At 35.6% G+C, this 16,958-nt stretch carries 20 protein-coding genes and 1 other annotated feature; of the genes, 6 read left to right on the top strand and 14 right to left on the bottom strand.

Going from position 1 to position 16,958, the window contains the following annotated elements; genetic code table 11:
* Nucleotides 1-50: 50 nt before the first annotated feature.
* The 3 genes from I5776_RS01790 to cidR all read right to left on the bottom strand — a co-directional run bounded on the left by I5776_RS01790 (nt 51) and on the right by cidR (nt 2,854).
* Complete coding sequence (locus I5776_RS01790; RefSeq protein ID WP_202778705.1) at nt 51-1,379, bottom strand: IS3 family transposase; 1,329 nt, start codon at nt 1,377-1,379, stop codon at nt 51-53.
* 116 nt (nt 1,380-1,495) lie between these two features.
* Nucleotides 1,496-1,918 carry a YkvA family protein gene (locus I5776_RS01785; protein ID WP_246483876.1) on the bottom strand — a complete coding sequence of 141 codons (423 nt, stop codon included), beginning with the start codon at nt 1,916-1,918 and terminating at the stop codon, nt 1,496-1,498.
* A 45-nt stretch (nt 1,919-1,963) separates the two neighbouring features.
* Entirely contained in the window at nt 1,964-2,854 is an 891-nt protein-coding gene (gene cidR / locus I5776_RS01780) for a cidABC operon transcriptional activator CidR (protein WP_202778704.1), read from the bottom strand.
* Between the two features lie 120 nt (nt 2,855-2,974).
* On the opposite strand from cidR, the gene I5776_RS01775 reads away from it, so the two are divergent.
* Nucleotides 2,975-3,379 carry a CidA/LrgA family protein gene (locus I5776_RS01775; RefSeq protein WP_202778703.1) on the top strand — a complete coding sequence of 135 codons (405 nt, stop codon included), beginning with the start codon at nt 2,975-2,977 and terminating at the stop codon, nt 3,377-3,379.
* The gene (locus I5776_RS01770) at nt 3,345-4,025 is read left to right on the top strand and encodes an LrgB family protein (protein WP_202778702.1); all 681 of its coding nucleotides are present in this window, start codon (nt 3,345-3,347) and stop codon (nt 4,023-4,025) included. Before I5776_RS01775 ends, I5776_RS01770 begins: the two co-directional genes overlap by 35 nt.
* A 24-nt stretch (nt 4,026-4,049) precedes the next feature.
* On the opposite strand, the gene I5776_RS01765 is transcribed toward I5776_RS01770, so the two are convergent.
* The 3 genes from I5776_RS01765 to I5776_RS01755 form a co-directional block, all read right to left on the bottom strand.
* Nucleotides 4,050-4,490, bottom strand: a complete 441-nt coding sequence (locus I5776_RS01765; protein WP_202778701.1) for a DinB family protein — start codon at nt 4,488-4,490, stop codon at nt 4,050-4,052.
* Between the two features lie 283 nt (nt 4,491-4,773).
* Nucleotides 4,774-5,583, bottom strand: a complete 810-nt coding sequence (locus I5776_RS01760) for an ABC transporter permease subunit (protein WP_202778700.1) — start codon at nt 5,581-5,583, stop codon at nt 4,774-4,776.
* The gene (locus I5776_RS01755; RefSeq protein ID WP_202778699.1) at nt 5,580-6,470 is read right to left on the bottom strand and encodes an ABC transporter ATP-binding protein; all 891 of its coding nucleotides are present in this window, start codon (nt 6,468-6,470) and stop codon (nt 5,580-5,582) included. Before I5776_RS01755 ends, I5776_RS01760 begins: the two co-directional genes overlap by 4 nt.
* A gap of 147 nt (nt 6,471-6,617) precedes the next feature.
* Between I5776_RS01755 and I5776_RS01750 the strand changes: the two genes are divergently transcribed.
* Nucleotides 6,618-7,217, top strand: a complete 600-nt coding sequence (locus tag I5776_RS01750) for a TetR/AcrR family transcriptional regulator (RefSeq protein ID WP_202778698.1) — start codon at nt 6,618-6,620, stop codon at nt 7,215-7,217.
* Between the two features lie 22 nt (nt 7,218-7,239).
* Here the strand turns inward: I5776_RS01750 and I5776_RS01745 are convergent, their stop codons facing one another.
* Complete coding sequence (locus I5776_RS01745) at nt 7,240-7,509, bottom strand: hypothetical protein (RefSeq protein WP_202778697.1); 270 nt, start codon at nt 7,507-7,509, stop codon at nt 7,240-7,242.
* Nucleotides 7,510-7,719: 210 nt separating this feature from the next.
* Here I5776_RS01745 and I5776_RS01740 point away from each other — a divergent pair, with 210 nt between their 5' ends.
* Entirely contained in the window at nt 7,720-8,049 is a 330-nt protein-coding gene (locus tag I5776_RS01740; protein WP_202778696.1) for a winged helix-turn-helix transcriptional regulator, read from the top strand.
* 147 nt (nt 8,050-8,196) lie between these two features.
* Nucleotides 8,197-8,682, top strand: a complete 486-nt coding sequence (locus tag I5776_RS01735) for a C40 family peptidase (RefSeq protein ID WP_202778695.1) — start codon at nt 8,197-8,199, stop codon at nt 8,680-8,682.
* Nucleotides 8,683-8,963: 281 nt separating this feature from the next.
* Here the strand turns inward: I5776_RS01735 and I5776_RS01730 are convergent, their stop codons facing one another.
* The 7 genes from I5776_RS01730 to I5776_RS01700 form a co-directional block, all read right to left on the bottom strand.
* Nucleotides 8,964-9,173: a hypothetical protein gene (locus I5776_RS01730; protein ID WP_202778694.1), complete on the bottom strand. Its 210-nt coding sequence runs from the start codon at nt 9,171-9,173 to the stop codon at nt 8,964-8,966.
* Between the two features lie 151 nt (nt 9,174-9,324).
* Nucleotides 9,325-10,722, bottom strand: coding sequence for a proline--tRNA ligase (proS, locus tag I5776_RS01725; protein ID WP_213085697.1), 1,398 nt, complete (start codon nt 10,720-10,722; stop codon nt 9,325-9,327).
* Nucleotides 10,723-10,811: 89 nt separating this feature from the next.
* Nucleotides 10,812-11,024, bottom strand: a binding site (T-box leader).
* A 57-nt stretch (nt 11,025-11,081) separates the two neighbouring features.
* Nucleotides 11,082-12,104, bottom strand: coding sequence for an AI-2E family transporter (locus tag I5776_RS01720; RefSeq protein WP_202778692.1), 1,023 nt, complete (start codon nt 12,102-12,104; stop codon nt 11,082-11,084).
* 225 nt (nt 12,105-12,329) lie between these two features.
* Nucleotides 12,330-13,061 (bottom strand): amino acid ABC transporter permease, encoded by a 732-nt coding sequence (locus I5776_RS01715; protein WP_202778691.1) that lies wholly within the window; start codon nt 13,059-13,061, stop codon nt 12,330-12,332.
* A 17-nt stretch (nt 13,062-13,078) separates the two neighbouring features.
* Entirely contained in the window at nt 13,079-13,729 is a 651-nt protein-coding gene (locus tag I5776_RS01710) for an amino acid ABC transporter permease (protein WP_202778690.1), read from the bottom strand.
* 202 nt (nt 13,730-13,931) lie between these two features.
* The gene (locus I5776_RS01705; protein WP_202778689.1) at nt 13,932-14,735 is read right to left on the bottom strand and encodes a transporter substrate-binding domain-containing protein; all 804 of its coding nucleotides are present in this window, start codon (nt 14,733-14,735) and stop codon (nt 13,932-13,934) included.
* 21 nt (nt 14,736-14,756) lie between these two features.
* Nucleotides 14,757-15,485 (bottom strand): amino acid ABC transporter ATP-binding protein, encoded by a 729-nt coding sequence (locus tag I5776_RS01700; RefSeq protein WP_202778688.1) that lies wholly within the window; start codon nt 15,483-15,485, stop codon nt 14,757-14,759.
* Nucleotides 15,486-15,781: 296 nt separating this feature from the next.
* Here I5776_RS01700 and I5776_RS01695 point away from each other — a divergent pair, with 296 nt between their 5' ends.
* Nucleotides 15,782-16,909: a 3D domain-containing protein gene (locus tag I5776_RS01695; protein WP_246483875.1), complete on the top strand. Its 1,128-nt coding sequence runs from the start codon at nt 15,782-15,784 to the stop codon at nt 16,907-16,909.
* Nucleotides 16,910-16,958 lie beyond the last annotated feature (49 nt).

The following is a 16,958-nucleotide window of genomic DNA, read 5'->3' as shown; positions in this document are numbered from 1 at the left end:
ACGATGAATATAAACTGGCACCTATGTCAAGGACACTATAAAAAAAGAGTTTAAGCAGTTAGAAGATGATTCCTGTATTGAATGGGGGTCATCTTCTTTAAATTCCATTGATAGCGGTAATTGTTATAGTAAACCATATAATGATTTATTTTTGACTTCAATTCCTTCAATGTTCTAGCCGATTTATAATCTACCTCATCCTTATGATGTCCAAAGAATGATTCCTGAGGGGCATTATCCCAACAATTACCTCTCCGTGACATGGATTGGCCTAGGCCGTATTTCTTTAATAGCTTTTGGTATCGCGGGCTTGTGTAATGGCTCCCTTGGTCCGAGTGGATAAAGGCATCTTCATAGAGTTTAACTTTCTTATTGGTCATCAATTTATGGATCGTCTGAGTTGCGATGTCTAGTGTGATTCGATCAGATACATGGTAAGCAAGGATTTCGTTGGTGGAAGCGTCTTTTACTGTCGACAAATAAGCCATACACTTACCGCTATATGGCAAATAGGTGATATCCGTAAGTAAAACTTTTCCCGGTACTCCTTGCTTGAATTTCCTGTTTAATTTATTCGGGACAACCTGATGCTCCATTGTTGCTTTTGCAATTTTTTTATAAAGATTAGGTCTTCTATGAGGGCAGACGATTCCATATTTTCTCATGATTCTCTGTATCTTTTTTCGGCTAAAGACAATGTTAAAATCATTCTCCAAAATCATTTTTATGGAGCGAGACCCCTTCTTATATCCACGACGGTCAAAGGCCTTTAAGATAATTTCTTTCGCTTCGAGGTCAAGTTTTTCTCTCGCTTCTCGTATGGGGGATGCCTTCAGATAACTGTAATATCCCGAACGGGATACCCCCAGGAGATCACAAAAATACCCAGTCATCCCCTTAAAACCATTTTGTTCAATAGTTTCCCGGATCAATTGGTACGCCTTATTCGGATTTAGATTTTCGTTTGTGTTTAGCAGCCTCCTTTCGGTCGTTTCTAGCTTTTTTAACAGCTCTACCTGTCCTTCCAATAGCTCGATTCTGGCTCTTTGCCTCTCAATTACTTCGGACGGTGTTAGCTCCCGTTTTAAAGGTCTGCCGGAGGCTGTTTTTCTTGAATCTGTAAGCCCGATCAAGCCATTCTTTTCATAGGCTTTTTTCCACCTACAGGCTGATTGTTCAATTCGTTTTATGCCAATAACCTCCGCAGCAAAGCCATTCTCCTCAAAGATCTGGCGAGGGAGTTTGCCGGCTTGATATTCATCGATAAATCTATTTTTAAATTCGTCTGTATAGGTAATAGACTTTTCGCTGACACGCTTTACATTTGGATTTTTCTGAAGTGTGTTTATCTCTTTAGATGAAAAAGTTATTTTACTCATGTTGTCCTCTAATCCCCATATTCTGAAATTCAAGTATATAAAAAATACCTGCAGGTTGAACACTCTTTTTTTCGAGTGTCCTACCTACAGGTACCATTTTAATACATCCATCGTTTTTAATGTCCTAATTTTTCATCGATAACCGTCGTGTTAACTTCATCACCAAACCATTGAACCACTTTATCTTTCGCTTTAGCCTTAACTTCTTTATCTATATGTGCAGCTATTTGGAAAACTGCAGCGCCAAGTGCACCTAAATCGTCTACATAGCCAATTCCCGGCAGAAAATCGGGAATTAAATCGGTTGGAAGAATAAAGTAACCTAATGCACCGATAATAAACACCTTCGTTTTCTTAGGAACGGTCGGTTTTTGTAATGTGTAGTACAATAAGAGAACGGCATAGACGACTACCCCTCCGGCCTTTTTACCATACTTTTTGAGCTTGTCCCAAAATTTATCATCTGAATAATGCTTACTCGAACGCTGCATTTCACTAGTTAATTTTTCTTCATCAAATTGCTGCATATCTTTTTTCATTTAAAATATCTCCTTTCTACGTATGTTTCTATCATTACAAACTTCTTATCTATTTTGTTCCATAAACATTTGGGTACATCGAATCCATTCTCTTGCTGCAAAGGATAGGTAGCGGTCTTTCCTCCAAATAATTCCTAGATTCCATGGGATAGCTGGATTGGTAAGAGGAATAATCGACACTTGTTTCTGATTTATTTGTCTACAAATCGTTTCTGGCAGGAGAGCAACCCCAAGATTGGCAATAACCATTTCACTAATAAAATCCCACTGTGAACTTTCATAAATGATATTCGGCTGGAAACCAGAACGAACGCATTCTCGAATGATCCGATCGTGTAGGGCAAAATCCTTTTCAAACAAGATAAATGACTCATGCTCCAATTCAGAAAGTGAAACTGATTTGTTTTTACTTAAAGGGTGATCTGGGTGAGTAAGTAGCATGAGATTTTCATTCACAAAAGAAAACGTATGAAAGATTTCTTCACTGACCGGCAAAACAACAACCCCTAAATCAAGCGTACCATTCCCAACGTCTCTTTCCACTCTTTTTGCTCCATCCTCAACAAGCTGCACGGTAATATGCGGATACTTTTTGTGAAATTCCTGAATAACCTTAGGAAAAAAGCGAGAACCAACCATTGGCGGTAATCCTATATGAATATTTCCCTTTTTTAACTGCATTAAATCATCTAATTCTGAAGAAAGATTTTCGAATGAACGAATAATATTTTGTGCTTGAACGAGAATAACTTCCCCCGCGTCCGTTAGTTTTGCCTGTTTACCTGTACGGTCAAAAAGGACAACACCGAGCTCTTCTTCAATACTTTTCACCATTTTACTAATCGTCGGTTGTGAAACGTAGAGCTTTTGTGCTGCTTTTGTGAAATTACCTTCCTTAGCAACTGCTACAAAATATTTTAAATGCTGAACATCCAATACATCCGCACCCTCTTATAACTATTTAGAATGACTATCATTCTTTATATTCATTTTACCTATATAAAAATGCACTGTACACTTTAGATAGAAATTTTTTTCATAAAAGAGGAGAAACAAATGAAAAAATTATTAATTGGATGCATTCAAATCATCATACTAACCGTTTTTACGTATCTAATGGGAGAATTCTCCGTACTTCTGCATCTTAGCATTCCAGGCAGTATTTTAGGATTGGTTATTTTATTTATTTTATTACAGACAAAGGTAATAAAGTTGAAGTGGATTGAAGTCGGGGGAAATTGGTTAGTGGCGGAATTATTGTTATTCTTCATTCCTTCAGCCGTAGGCATCCTTCAATATAAACAATTATTAATGGAAAATGGGTTTAAAATTTTCGCTGTCATTGTTATTAGTTCAACGATTGTCATGGTATGTTCCGGCTTTTTAGCAGAAAAAATGGCGCGAAGAAAGGAGAAAAAGACTCAGCATGTTGACACTTATGTATATACTTCTCACCGTTAGTATTTATTGGCTAGCAAAATGGGGATACAGTAAAACTAAAAAAATATACTGTTCACCACTTTTAGTAGCCCCATTTTTGATTATATTAATGCTCGTATTCTTCCATATAACATATGATTCATACAATCACGGAGCCGTTTGGTTAACGAAATTATTACAACCAGCAACCGTGGCATTAGCGATTCCACTCTATCGTTTTTATCCGATTTTAAAAAAATATTTGAGTGAAATTCTATTTAGTGTATTTTTCGGTTCGATTATGTCCATTCTTGCGTCGTATACAATTTCAGGCATAATCCATTTAAATAAAACATTGTCAATAAGCATTATTCCTTATTCAATTACAACACCGATTGCTATGGGTGTTTCAACAAAAATTGGTGGTATCCCCACCATTACTGCTGTATTTGTAATTATTACCGGGATTATTGGAATGATTCTAGGACCGTGGATGATTCGCCTCTTTCGATTCAAAAGTGAAATAGCACGAGGGGTTTTGCTAGGTACGAGTTCACACGGTGCCGGGACATCAAAGGCATTAGAATTAAGCCATGCCACTGGGGCTGTCTCCAGCGTTTGTATGGTATTAGCTGCAATTATGTCATTTTGTCTTTCCCCATGGATTTATCAGCATTTATTACATTAGAGGAGCCATACATGCTCCTCTTTTTTATCCTTTTAGTTGTTTTAAATGATGTAGGTCATGTTCTACTTCACCTTTCACATAAGATTCAAGAGTATATTTATTTCCATTTATGATAAAGGTCTGTGACAAATCCTGATCCTTTAATGAATCTACAAGTATCTCTCTTTGTTTAATAGCTTTATTGATTAGGTCGGACAGCTGAATTCCCGAATGAGCATATTCATCGGCTTCATTATTCATTTCCTCAACATAGCTTGCGTCAATACTAGGCAACGTTCCACCCTCTAACATTGCAGGCAGTCTTTTTTCATAAAAGAAGCGATCCCAGTAGAAGATATGGGCAATAATTGCTGCTTTGGACCATTTCCCTTCAGCAATTGGTTTGAAAAACTCCTCATGTTGTTCTGCTTTAATATTTTTCAAATAATCAATCCAGCCTGTTAATTGATTAACTATCGTACTCATTTACATCCCCATCCCTGCTTTGTTATTTTGTATGTATTCCTTTTCGCTAGCGACGTAGTAAATTCCTTTAAAATTTAGGCTATTCCTCGCAAACTTGTTGCTTTCAGTATGAATAAGATGGTGATTTCCGCTCCAGGGTGCTCGCTTTCCGCGGGGCGGGCGGAAAGCAGGTTCCTGTAGCGGAAAGTAACGGTCTATGTTCCTAAAAACAACTATCATTATGTAAAGAGCCAAAATTTATATTAAAAAGGACCCATTCATATGAACAGGTCGGTTCCAATGATTATAGAGGCAGATCCCTTTTTTTAAATATAATGACTGCCAGAACATATAACACGATGCCTGCGCCGCCTAAAGCAAGGGAAACAGGTAAAATATCTACGGATCCTTTGGCAATTTCTGTTGGTTGGAAAGCAGAAAATATTGTCACATGCTTAAGCCACTCAAAATCTGTACTCATTTTCGCTACAAGATTGATTGCGAAAAAAATAATAGATAATCCACCCGAAACAGCTAACGCTTTCTTTTCATCATTAAACATACAAGAAAATAAAAATGAATAGCCGCTAATTACAAAAAACAAGAGGAATCCAACAATATTCATTTCTATAAATCTCCAACTATTTATATTCGCATCTTCAATAATCCATTTCGTACCAATAAAGACAGGAAGGATGGAAAATATCGTAATAACCAATAAACCCAATACCAATATCGTACTTTGCGTAATAGCAATTCTTACTCTAGACGCAGGGGTAGACAGCAAATAAGCCATTGAACCCCGATCTACTAATCTAGCAATAAGTTGTGTAGCCGTAACCACACTAAATATCATTAAAATGATTAAATACAGTAGACCATAATACTCAGCTGCAAGAAATCCACTAAGATCATTGATCATTCCACCATCAAATCCAAAAGCACTTAAATAATTTTGCGGCATCTCTTTAAAAAGCTGCTCAAGTGCGTCCGACTTTGCAATTGAAGGATAAATCCAAATAATAAGAAGCATATAAAAGGCTGCTCCAAATGCATAACTAGAAATGCTCTTTCCATTCATCTTCAACATCGTTTTAAACAGTGCAGCACTCATGAAAGTGATTCCTCCTTATCATAGTAGTGCATGAATATTTCCTCCAAAGATTGAGAGTGAACATCTAAATGATTAATTTTGCATTGGGACAATACATGGATGAACCGGTTATAATCCCCTTGAATTGCCACTCTTAAACGAAGACCTTCAATACTTATAATCTCGATATCAGAGTGTTTGAAAGCCTCTATATCATTTTTCGTTTCTACGACAATATCAAATAATTTACGTTGCTTTGCCTGCATACTTTGAGCATCCTCGACAGCAACTAATCTTCCATCTTTTATAATCCCCACTCGGTCACAAGTTCGGTCAATTTCTTGAAACATATGGGATGACATTAATATCGTTTTTCCTTTTGCTTTTTCCTCTAATACTAATTCAACAAATAAGCTCTGCATCAGTGGATCTAGACCTGATGTTGGTTCGTCTAAAATCAAAATGTCAGGATCGTGCATAAATGCCGCCACAATTCCTACTTTTTGTTTCATCCCCTTTGACATTTTACGAATTGGCGTTTTTACATCGAATTGAAGTTTTTCAATTAATTCATTTCTCCTTGTAACGTCTTTCATCCCTCTCATGCCGGCTAATAATTCAAGAAGTTCTAGTCCATTAATATTATCTAAAAAGGCGATTTCACCTGGAAGATAACCGACTGATTTTTGTATTTCAGCACTATTTCTCCAGCAGTCCAACCCATTAATTTTAGTCGAACCCGACTTTGGCTTCATAAATCCCATGAGATGTCGAATAGTTGTAGATTTCCCTGCACCATTTGGTCCTAAAAAACCAAATACTTCACCAGGTTTTACCTCAAAAGTTAAGTCAAAAATCCCCTTCCCATTAGGAAACACTTTCGTTAAATGATTTATTAGTATTCCCATTTCCATCGCCTCTTTTATATGTTTTGTATAAAAACAATTCATTGATTACATAATAAAGCAACAAAAACCGAAAATCAACAAGTTTTGAATAAAATTTATTGTTCCATTTCAAAACATTTAGTATCATAAAAAATAGAGGTGAAAGTAATGGACGGATATAAGCGCAGAACAGAAAAGAAGAAAGAGTATATACAACAAGCGGCTTTAGAATTATTTATGATTTACGGAATTGAAAAGGTGAGTATTGCGGAAATAGCCAAGAAAGCGAATGTCTCCCCTGTGACAATTTATAACTACTTTGGAAGTAAGGAAGAGCTTTTTAAAGAGGTATTATCAGACTATATGGATAAAGAATTAGAAACATATAAGCAATTACTTCAAGTAGATATCCCTTTCCCTAAAAAGTTAGAGAAAATGATATTCGATAAGAAGGAAACGGCAAAAACATTAAGTTTAGATTTTCTTAAAGGAATAAGTGATCCTTCGTTAAAAAACATTATCGATGATTTTGCAAATAATAAAGCAATTCCTTTAATCATGGAATTAATCGAACAAGGGCGAACCGAAGGCTACGTCAATGCCAACATGTCAACAGATGCGATATTAATCTATATCCAAACATTTAGTGAACTCACACATCGTACCGAGCTTTTTTCCAACTATAACATGGACATCCTTCTTGATTTAGGTAATTTGTTTTTTTATGGATTACTTGGCCAGCCGGTTAATGAAGAAAGGGTTCAGTAATAATTACCGAACCCTCTCCAATCTATTCTTCTTGTTCTACCATATTATAATAATCAACACTGTACATAGCACCTTCACTGACCATTTTATTATCAGCTAAATCGTGTGGATCGGAGTGGCCAATCTTCGTCATCGGTGATTTATTATGCTTTTTCTTTTTCATCCAGGAATCCGCCTTCGTCTTAACATTATTCAACATAACCCGTGCCTTCTCACGATTGTTCTTAGATGAAAGAAACGAAACACCAGCAATTCCTATTCCTGCAATTACTACCCGATTTAATTTCGCCATTTTAATCATCTCCTTGTTTTATTTATTACCCCCTTTTATTGAAATCATGCATATATTACAAATATTTCACCATTTTAATATCAATCTAGAAGTAAAAATAATTTTTTGCAAAAATAAACTTACTAACTATTAGTAAGTTTACAAAAGGTGTATAATAGATAGCAAATAGGAAAAAAGTTATGCTTCGTTCCATATAGGAGGTGTATCAATATGGAAAATTCACGACTTTGTCCAAAATTTGAAAAGGCATTTCAGTTATTAGGCAAACGTTGGATTGGGGTGGTTATCCGCGTTCTGGAAAAACAACCGATGCGCTTTAATGAAATTGCTGAACAAATTCCACATATAAGTCAAAAAATGCTTTCCGATCGATTAAAGGAATTGGAAAACGAAAATATTGTTATTCGCGATGTGTACCCGGAAACACCAGTTCGAATTGAATACAGATTAAGTGAAAAAGGCCATGCGATTACTCCAGTACTTGACGAGGTACAGCATTGGGCAGATAAATGGGTTTCGATGAACAGCTGTAATGAATAAGGAATTACCTTAGCTTTTATTTTGAGCTAAGGTTTTTTTATGTTTTATAGAATGGCGAATGAATTAAAACTATAGAATCATTTCCAAAGTACCTTCATATATTGAATCGTATTTAAAAATATACAGAAAATTAGGGGGCAAAAGAGGATGAATCTAGCAATTCGTAAACCAAGGTTTTTAGTGATTATTGCAGCGATTTTTGCACTTTCCACAGCATTATTGTTTGTACCATTTTCAAAAGCATCTGCTTCAATTAATTATGGGGAAGAAGTAGTGTCAGTTGCCAAGCTTTATGAAGGGGAAAAGTTTAAAATGGGGGGCACTACTCCAAAAGGCTTTGATGCAAGTGGCTATACACAATATGTTTACAAAAATGCGGCTACCAAATTAAAGATCCCAAGAACGAGTGCTGATCAATACAAAATAGGGAAAGCAGTCAAACTGAACCAATTACAAAATGGTGACCTAGTCTATTACGCTACCGGAACTAAAAAAGGAAAGGTATCGTTCGTAGCCATTTATATAGGGGACGGTAAATTTATTGGTGCGACATCAAAAGGAGTAACAATCGTAAAAATGTCCGATAAATATTGGAAAGATCGCTTTGTTGGTGCAAAGAGAATTATCAAATAAAATTAATTGAGTACTATCAAGTCTCTGCATAAAAAAATGCGGGGACTTTTTCTGTCGAAATACTTTTGAAGTACAGCACTTACGTCGACATAATATGCAAATCCTTATTCAACTTTTCAACTGATATAACTGAACTTTTTTCATGTTTAATCAAACGTTTGATTAGATTACTTACATGTAGAAACTTGCTATATTTTAGGCAATTTTGTTTTAAAAATACTCCGAGGAGTAAAAATAGTTATTGCATTTAAACGAAAAGTAAATTACTCTTTTTGATCGGTTCACTCCTTTTTTTGATCGGTCCGCCATTTTTCGATTGGTTCGATCCCTTTTTTGATTGGTCCCTTTCTCTCTTTGATTGGTTCATTCTTCTTATTGATCGGTCCCTTTCTTTTTTTGATCGGTTCTCTTTCTTTTGATTGGTTCACTCTCTTTTTTGATCGGTTCACTCCTCTTCTTGATTGGTTCCTTTCTTTTTTTGATCGGTTCATTCCCTTTTTTGATAGGTCCGCCATTTTTTGATTGGTTCACTCTCTTTTTTAATCGGTCCCTTTCTCTTTTTGATCGGTTCACTCTCTTTTTCAATCGGTCCATCAAAAAAAAATGCAGATGAACCATCCATCTGCATTTTTTATCATATTATTAATATGCTTTTGCCCAGTAGACTAAATGCTTTGCTTCGCCGCCGCAGCATACACATGTATCAGAAACTTGTTCTTCTTCAAAAGGAATACAACGGGATGTTGCAGATGTTTCATCTTTAATGAAGTTTTCACAAGCTACATCGCCGCACCACATTGCTTTAATAAAGCCTGGATTTTCAACAAGTACTTGTTTGAATTCGTCCATATTGCGTGCAACACTTGTTTTTTCTTCACGATGAGCCTTTGCTTTTTCAAATAGATTATTTTGGATATCTTCAAGAAGTTCTATAATTTTCGTTTCAAGTTCAGTCATTGGAACGAAGACTTTTTCTCCTGTGTCACGGCGAACAAGAACGACTTGCCCTTTTTCAATATCTTTAGGTCCCACTTCTAGACGAACAGGGATTCCTTTCATTTCAGATTCATTGAATTTCCAGCCAGGCATTTTGTCGCTTGCATCGATATCGACTCTTACTACTTTCTTCAATTGATCTCTTAGCTCGTATGCTTTATCAAGGACGCCCTCTTTATGTTGCGCAATCGGAACAATCATCACTTGTTTTGGAGCAACTTTTGGCGGTACAACAAGCCCGCGATTATCACCGTGAACCATAATTAACGCACCAATTAATCTTGTCGTTATTCCCCATGATGTTTGGTGTACGGTTTGTAGTTCACCATTTTTGTCGGTAAATTGGATACCGAATGCTTCAGCAAATCCCGTTCCCAAATAATGGGATGTACCGGATTGTAATGCTTTTCCGTCATGCATTAAACTTTCAATCGTTAACGTATGAACTGCACCAGCGAATTTTTCCTTATCAGTTTTACGACCGCGAAGTACAGGTATTGCAAGGTATTTCTCACACACTTCAGCATACATCTCAAGCATTCTTGCTGTTTCTTCCTGAGCATCTTCGCTTGTAGCATGACATGTATGCCCTTCTTGCCATAAGAACTCTAATGAGCGTAAAAATGGTCTTGTTGTTTTTTCCCAGCGAACTACATTCGCCCATTGATTATATAATTTAGGCAGATCACGATAAGAGTGAATAATATTGGCATAATGTTCACCAAAAAGAACTTCTGATGTTGGGCGGATGACTAGGCGCTCTGTTAATTCTTCTGAACCCCCATGAGTTACCCAAGCAACTTCAGGTGCAAAACCTTCAATATGATCTTTTTCCTTTTGTAATAGGCTTTCAGGAATAAGTAAAGGCATGTAAATATTTTCATGTCCTGTTTCTTTAATTTTCCCGTCTAATACATCACGGATATTTTCCCAAATGGCAAAGCCGTATGGGCGGATAATCATTGATCCTCTTACTGATGAATAATCAACTAAATCAGCTTTTTTTACAACATCTGTATACCATTGCGCAAAATCATCTTCCATTGCGGTAATCTCTTCAACAAATTTTTTATCCTTTGCCACAAAACATCTTCCCTTCTATTTTTTTAAACGCGAAAAGACCTCGATCCCTAAAAAGGGACCGAGGTCTGGTGGTACCACCCTTATTTACAGCATTGCTGTACACTTCATTATTGATAACGGTTCGCGTAAACCGCTTGTATCTTAAGTAAGATCGATACAGAACTCCAAGGCAGGTTCAAATGCAGTCTTTAGAAACTTTTCACCAACCGTTTCCTCTCTAGAAAAGACGGACACATTTTACTAATCCTTTTCAACGTTTTTTATATATAATTTTTTTAAAAATATACTAATTTTTTTATCCAAAGTCAAGCCACTTTATACTATTTATCCTTTTTAACCTTTTCATTTTTCACATCTAGCACATCTAAAAGGAATACGAAAACTGGAATTCCCAATATTAAGCCCCACACTCCAAAGAAGTGCTCCGAAAAGATTAATACAATAAATGTATAGAATACTGGAAGGTTTGTCTTTGAAGACATTAATTTCGGATTTAATACGTATGCTTCAATAGCATGAACAATTACTACAATAATCACTACATATAATACTTGGATGAACCCACCTATACTATAGGCTATGAAACAAAGCGGAATAAGTGAGATAATTACCCCCGCTACCGGTATTAATCCTAGGAAGAAAATCATTATTGCTAAACCAAACAATTGCGGAAATCCCATGATAGAAAGAGCAATCGTTGTTAGTACCGTATTTACAATCGCAATAATAAACTGTGCTTCAATTACCTTTCCAAACGTTAATGCGAATTTTTTGCTAAAAAACTCAATCTCATCATAAAATGGAGACACTTTACTCTCCTTGAATTTTTTTGTGAAATCAGTGAGCCTTTCTTTTTCCAATAGATAAAATATGCTTAGTATGAGAGATAAAAATACATCTATGCTCAATTTTCCTATATTAGTGAAATATCCAAGAAGGAACGTAAATCCTTGCTTTAAAAAGTTGGTTATTTCATTTTTTTCTACTATCTTCTCAACAATATAGTTCACCACTACATTATCTTGCGGCTGGGAATAAAATTCAATCAGTTGCTTGATTAGTTGGGTTATTTCATTGATGAGTACCGGCAAATATTTACTTATACCGAGCGATAATAGGCCGACAATGGCAACATATAGGACAACAACTGTTAATTTACGGTTTACATGCAATCGCCTAGAAACAAATACTGATAGACGATCCATTAGAAACGCAAAAATAAATGTTAGCAGTATTAAATTCATCATACTTCTCAAAAGATATAATATGACCGCGATTAAAGCAAATATAATAAAACGCTTTACGCCCCTTTTTTGAAAAAAACTGCCAACGAACTCTGCCATCTTATCGCTTTCCTCCCAAGCACTCGAATTTAATCAACCTACACCTCACCATATTACTTTATTTTCTCATACTTTCATACTATATTATCTAAAAAATTTATGTTTTTTATAATTTTATGTTTCTAATAATTTGTCTAATTCTTTATATCCGTAATTATTGGGTTTAGCGGTTGACTTCATTCAATAGAAAAGGCGCCAAAAAAAGCTACCTAAGTAGGCAGCTCCTTATGATAAATTGCTTGGTAATACTTCTTGATTATTCCCTTGAAATTTATTTTTACCTTTCCCCTTCTTGTGAGTTGTATCCAAACGTTTCTCTAATGCTCGTGATAATAATGATAATGCATAATTAACAACAAAATACATTAGTGCTACCATTATAATAATTGGAATGATTTGATTCCCGCCTCTTGGACCGCTATAGATACCTTGTGCATTATGAAGAAGTTCTGGTAAAGCAATAATTACTGCTAAAGAAGTATCTTTTAACAATGAAATAAATTGACTTACTAATGGAGGTATCATTCTTTTCAATGCTTGTGGAAGAATGATATGCCACATCGTTTGTACGTAATTTAATCCAGAAGATCTTGATGCCTCAATTTGTCCTTTTTCAATAGAGTTTAGTCCACTTCGAACGATTTCTGATATCATCGCAGATTCAAAGATCGTTAATGCAGCAATAGCAGCTGTCATAACCCCCATTTTAATTCCTACTTCAGGCAGTGCGAAATAAGTAAAAAAGATAATTAATATTAGAGGCAGATTACGTATTGCCTCAACAAGAACAGCGACTATTTTTGAGAAAACAGGTATTTTTGCATATCTAAATATTCCCAGAAGGCTCCCTATAACAAAACTTAAAATAATTGAAATAAAAGCAACTTCTAGTGTAACTAAGAACCCTTTAAGTAAATAGCTAATGTTTCCACTGGAGTACGCACCTATAAAATCCATCTCTTATCCCCCCTCTTTTAATAGCTTTTTGCCAATCTTCTCTCTAAGTAATTGACAAATAAACTTAACGGGATGGTTAATATTAAATAAAATATTCCTACAAAAATATAAGTATCAAAAATGGCATAGTTTTTTTGAGCAATATAGTCACCAAAATACATTAATTCTAATCCCGCTGCTACCCCAAGAATGGATGAGTTTTTAACTAGATTAATAAATTGGTTGCCTATTGGGGGGATGACGATTTTCACAGCCTGGGGCAAAATAATGTATCTCATTGTTTGAATATAATTTAGACCTGATGAACGTGCTGCCTCCATCTGGCCTTTATCAACAGATTGAATGCCTGCACGAACGGCTTCTGCTATAAAAGATGCAGTATAAATTGTAAGGGCAATCGTTCCTGCTACAAATCCGCTTAAATTAAATATTGAACTTAGTCCATGGTAGAAGAAAAACAAAATGACAATAAGTGGAATATTCCTTATAAACTCAACAAAGCACGCACCTAAAAAATTTAATATTTTAAACGGAGCAATACGCATAATTGCTACAATTACCCCTAACACAAAGCTACCAATAAGGCCGATAAGACTCACCTTGATCGTTTGAAGGAATCCATCCAAATACAAATCAAAATAGTTAGTTAATACGGAGAAATCAAGCATAATCTCCCTCCCTTTTTAAAAACAAGGCTAATTTTTTAAGAGGACAAGCCTAAGCCCATCCTCTAAGAAAAGCGCAAGCGCCTTGATCAGCCCCGACAAGCAAATGTTCTTCGACAAATGAAGTTTGCTCTTTAACTTCAATTGTCGAAGGTTATTTGACCTCGAGGGGCTAGGCGCTGGAGCTGGACACCATTCAAAAAAGTTATTCTTTAATCCACTTCTCTTTAATTTTGTCGTATTCTCCACTGTCTTTAAGTTCTTTCAAAAATTTGTTTACGTAATCAGTGAATTCTTTATCATCCTTTTTAACAGCGATTCCATAAGGCTCTTCTGTAAATGTTCCGCCAACTACTTCATAGTTACTGTCTTGTGCTGCCATACCGTATAGAATGGAGTTGTCAGTTGTAAGTGCATCACCTTTACCAGACTTCAATGCTGTGAAAGCTTCTGCATAGTTTTCGAATTCTAATAGCTCAGTATCTGGAGCAGCTTTTTTCACGTTCTCTCCGGAAGTAGCACCTTTAACTGCTAATACTTTTGTTCCTTTTTTCAAATCATCCACACTCTTAATTGAGCTTCCCTTTTTCACAAGCAGTGATTGACCAGCGTCAAAATAAATATCAGAGAAGTTTACTTCTTTTTTGCGATCTTCTGTAATTGTCATTGTCGCGATGATTGCATCGATGTCGCCATTTTTAAGCTTTGGAATACGCGTTTTAGAAGTAATCTCAACTAATTCTACTTTGCTCTCATCACCTAAGATTTTCTTTGCAAGCGCCTTAGCAATATCAATATCGAATCCAGTTACTTCACCACTTTTAGGGTCTTTGTAACCAAATAAATACGTATCATATTTAACACCTACAACAAATTTTCCGCGATCTTTAATCTTATCTAATGTACTTTTACTTGAATCCCCCGACGATGACTTGCCACAGCCTGCCATTAATGCAGCGATTAAAGTAAACACTACCCCCAAGAACAACCACTTTTTCATTTTCTTCATTTACTTATCCCCCTTATATATTTAATGATTTAACACACGTTTTAAAAAGAGCTGAGCTCGCTCCGCTTGTGGATTGGCAAAAAAGTCAGCTGGTTTGCCTTCCTCTACAATTCGCCCTTCGTCCATGAAAACGACACGATTGGCCACTTCTTTAGCAAAGCCCATTTCATGTGTGACTACAACCATTGTCATCCCCTCTTGTGCCAAAGATTTCATTACTTCAAGCACTTCCCCAATCATTTCCGGGTCTAATGCTGAAGTTGGCTCATCAAACAACATCACTTGAGGTTTCATTGCCAATCCTCTAGCAATCGCTACCCTTTGTTGTTGGCCGCCTGATAATTGAGAAGGATAGGAATTCGCTTTATCAGGGATCCCCACCTTTTCTAGATAATACATAGCTGTTTCTTCGGCTTTCTTCTTATCCTCACCAAGAACTTTTATAGGAGCTAGAGTGATATTTTGTAAAACAGTCTTATGAGGATATAGATTAAAATGTTGAAATACCATTCCTATATTTCGGCGTAAATCATTTATATCAGTTTGTTTATCATTTACTCTTGTACCGCTTACAACGAGTTCGCCGTCCGAAATCGTTTCCAAACGGTTGATGCAGCGCAGCATTGTACTTTTCCCTGATCCAGATGGACCAATGACTACAACTACTTCACCTTGATCGACCTCAAGATTAATATCTTTTAAAACATGAAATGACCCATAATGCTTATTAACATTTCGAAATGTTATCAATCGAACCCCCCCAATAAATTAAGAAATAGGGCATCTTCTTCTCCCTAGACTATGTTAATTATTTTTATTTTATACAATCTTCTAAATCCCCATAATAATCAAATATTCGACTTAATTCTCTAAAATTCCTTCTTTATGGTAAAAAAATATTTACTTCCTACGCTAATAAAATATGAAAAACCCACGAAAATGATATATTTTCGACGATATTAGTCGAGTAACGATTTAATAGTTTTGTAATCTTATATACTCTTTTTTATGTTATAACTATATATACAGCAGAAAGGGGTTGTATTATGCAAAAAATTAGGCGAGCCATTGTCATGCTTGTAATTTGTGTTATCTTCATTCCCATGACAATAAATGCCCATGCAGAAACAAGTCAAGAAAGCTTGCATAATGTAAAACAAAAGATGCAACAAAACAAGGAAGCCGTCCAAGAAAAAGAAAAGGAAAAAGAAGCTTTAAACACAGAACTGACTACTTTACAACAGCAATGGCAATCATTACAATCAGAGATTTCTACTAATCAAAAAGAGTTAAGTAGTTTAAAAGATAAAATAAACGAAACAAATAATGAGATTGAAAAGAAAAAAGAAGAAATAGTGAAGTTAGAAGATAAAGTTCTTGTAAGAGAAGATGTTATTAAAAAACGGCTCGTTGCTTTACAAGAAAATGATCGCACGAATATCATCATTGATACATTATTAAGCTCTGATAGCATCGGGGATTTTTTAAATCGTGTCAGTGCTGTTGCTGTGTTATTACGAGCTGATAATGAAATATTGGAGCAACAACAAAAGGATCTCAAACAGATTGAAAAAGATAAAAAGGAAATTGCTAAAAAGGAAGCTGTTATGAAAGAGGATCAGCATGCATTAGCTACTACTCAAGCAAAACTAGAAAATAGTTTACAAGATAAACAAGTATCTATTACAAAGATTCAGTCTAAATATGCAATGATTGAAAAAGATATTAAGCAGTCAAAAAATGAGAATGACACTCTTCAATCTCAGATGAATTCCATTCAAAATACGATAAAAAAAGAACAGGCAGCGGCTAAGGCAAGAGCAGCAATCATTGTCAAACAAGCGAAAACGCCCGCTCAAAGTGATAATTATGAGAAACCTGAAAAAGGTGAAGAAATTTATGTAACGGCTACAGCTTATAGTCACGAGGATACTAAAGGAAATGTCACTGCATTAGGATATAACATAAAGAAGAATCCTAATATGAAATTAATCGCAGTTGATCCTTCTGTTATTCCTTTAGGCAAAAAAGTTTGGGTAGAAGGATATGGCGTTGCGATCGCAGGTGATACTGGAAGTGCCATTATTGGTCATAGAATTGACGTACTCAAACCTTCAAGCAAAGAAGCCAAAGCATGGGGACGGAAAACCGTAAAAATCATTATTTTAAATTAATTTACTAAAAGAAAGAGCATCTCATTTTATTGACGGGATGCTCTTTCTT

Source organism: Heyndrickxia vini (genome assembly GCF_016772275.1).
GTDB classification, from domain to species: domain Bacteria; phylum Bacillota; class Bacilli; order Bacillales; family Bacillaceae_C; genus Heyndrickxia; species Heyndrickxia vini.
Note: the sequence above shows the minus strand (reverse complement) of the source record. Positions and strands in the feature narration are given on the sequence as shown.